The organism is Novipirellula sp. (genome assembly GCF_041583735.1).
Taxonomy (GTDB): domain Bacteria; phylum Planctomycetota; class Planctomycetia; order Pirellulales; family Pirellulaceae; genus Novipirellula.
Map to the genome: position 1 here is coordinate 1 of NZ_JBFHFD010000946.1, position 2,318 is coordinate 2,318.

The window sequence follows — 2,318 nt, forward strand, 5'->3', positions numbered from 1 at the left end:
ACGCATCACGTCGCCGATATAAACGTCGTCCTCGAAGGCACGTTGCCACCACAACTCGTCGTCTTGACGATAATCCGAAGTACGATTGGTTTGAGCTGCATTGACGCCAAACCGGTTGGTGTAAAACACTTCGCCAAAAATCGTGTAACCGCTGCCTTCGTTCAATTTATTGAGCCGTTGGCGGAGATCGCGTGAGAGCGGGTTTCGCAGCAACAATCTCATGAATTTGGTCGCTTCGTCCGCAGGCGTGTCTCGCCATTGCTTGTCTCGCTCCTCAATGGTCGCCGCCGGGTCCTCGAGTGCTTCGATCGCCTGGTTCGATGCAATCAAACTGAGCTGGACCAAATCGCTTCGCGAATACGCTTTCCAATCGGCGGTGCGAGCTTGAACAATCCGGTCTATCTCATCCATCACCGCAGTTGCACGCGTCATCGAGGTGCCTTCGATCGCCTGTCTCAAACTACGCTCGCTGACGTGAGTGGCATACATGCCAACGACCCAAATCAGTAATGCAGGCAGGAGCGTCGCGAGCAGCAACTTGTGGACGATTCGCATTTTGAATCACTCCTGCACCGAAGAAACAGAACTTCTCGCCATGGAGCGATGCGAGAAGGACGTTTGCTATTGTAGCGAATCCAGATGAACAAGGCGGGCGATTAGACCATTAAACGCCTTCAATGTCGGGACTGGCGATCAATCCAGATCGATCGGCCCCACCGTCGCTGTCGATCACCGGCCAACGCGTGCGGTATGTCCCTGAGAAGTCAAATCGCCAATCGGATCCCATCGCGAAAACACGATTCGCTGACTATGCTACGGGGAAATTCAGCTTTTTCGCACTATCCACCTCCCCACGCTTGCAACCTAGCATGAACGATTCGAACGCCGATTTCCACAAACATATTGACGAGTTGTTCGATCATATGATCAACCAACTCGACTACCAAACCGATGAACCGCTAGAGTGGGTGTTTGGGATCGAGTCCTCCGATCTTGCCTTGCTCGAAAAAGTGGGCGAGCGTGCACCGGAGTCCTATGAATGGGACGTTCAAGAAGAGGTCGAGCATGTCGATGAGGAAGGCAACACCACCATGGGCGGTCCAATGTTGGCGCTCCGGCGCTGCGAAGCGTTGACACCCGCACAGGTCAAAGCATGTGTCGACGAAATTGACGCCTTAGCAAAACAGTTCGGCTTAGAACTCGGCGACGTCACCTCGTACGATCCAATCGACGAAGATGATTTTTTTGATTGGATGTCACTCGATGAAGCTCATTGGCGATTGCGGCATTACACCGATTCGGGGCTCGAAACCGACAGCGATCTGCCCTGGCTGTTCCTGCTGTTTGCGCCGTCACTCGAAGAACTCAACGCGTTGACGGTCGCCCTGGATACGCAATCACTCGGAACAATCGAAAGCTACGATGAACCTGACGAGGAAGGACAATATGCGATGTGCCTGTTTATCGAAGGCAAAAACAACGAAGCCGAACTTACCGCGATGCACGATCGCATCAACGCGATCGCCGAAGTGAACAACGCCGAAATCGTAGGCATCCAGTTCCTCGACCAAGAAGACTTTAATGATGTCTTCGGCGACGAGGATGACGAAGCAGAAGAGGCGTAAGTTAGCCCCGAAGTGGCTTTGGTAGCGGTGCGGCGAAAGCCGCCCGGTTTAATTTGAACGTTTTGCTTGCCCCACCCGGACGGCTTGTGGTCTGTTGAAATAATCGAGATGTGATTGGCAGCAGTGAAACGTGGGCCGAAAGGCACCGGGTAATGGGCGGAACCCGGCTGCTCACGCGCGAGCGGCTCACTCAATCGACAAGCCGCTTGCGGCATGCCGCTACAAACACGCCGTCGGCGTGCTCTCAACCAACAAAAAAAGGCGACCGTGTTCCTGCGAAGAACACACCCGCCTTGTTGATTAGAAAAGCTTGCCAACCGCAGTGGAGCTGCGGTTAAACTTCGCTCAGCTCGGGAATTTTGAAGTCCGGGTTGCTCGGGTTCTTTAACAAGCGATTGGCCTCGATAGCATAGTCACCGGTGTGCGTTTCCGTTTTGGGATCGAACGTCAATGCGGGACCGACGCGGTACTTCGCGTCTTTTTCAGATACTCCCACCCCATCGGCCATAATCGAGTGCAATTTGTTGAAATGCAGTGTGGCATCCTGGTTGCCACCAAATTGGCCGGCGCTGCCGCTGAACGGCACCTCGTGACCTAAACGGTACGAATTGTTCATCAAGTGGCCTAGCACGCATCCATAATGAGCGTCCAAGACGTTGCCATTGGCCATGCTCGGATCGTTTGCTCGCACCG

General features: G+C 53.8%; 3 protein-coding genes and 1 pseudogene. 1 reads left to right on the forward strand and 3 read right to left on the reverse strand.

Translation table 11 applies throughout. The annotated features are described in order from the left end of the window. Both ABX962_RS34880 and ABX962_RS34885 read right to left on the reverse strand, forming a co-directional pair. A partial coding sequence (locus ABX962_RS34880) for a hypothetical protein (protein ID WP_372726266.1) occupies positions 1-555 on the reverse strand: 555 nt, incomplete at its 3' end. Positions 556-664: 109 nt separating this feature from the next. Next, on the reverse strand, positions 665-787 hold the full coding sequence (locus ABX962_RS34885; RefSeq protein WP_372726267.1) for a hypothetical protein: 123 nt from the start codon (positions 785-787) through the stop codon (positions 665-667). A gap of 82 nt (positions 788-869) precedes the next feature. On the opposite strand from ABX962_RS34885, the gene ABX962_RS34890 reads away from it, so the two are divergent. Then, a complete protein-coding gene (locus ABX962_RS34890) occupies positions 870-1,625 on the forward strand; it encodes a hypothetical protein (protein ID WP_372726268.1) in 756 nt (251 codons plus the stop codon). 334 nt (positions 1,626-1,959) lie between these two features. Here the strand turns inward: ABX962_RS34890 and ABX962_RS34895 are convergent. Next, positions 1,960-2,318 (reverse strand): annotated as a pseudogene (locus ABX962_RS34895) (gfo/Idh/MocA family oxidoreductase); the annotation flags it as partial.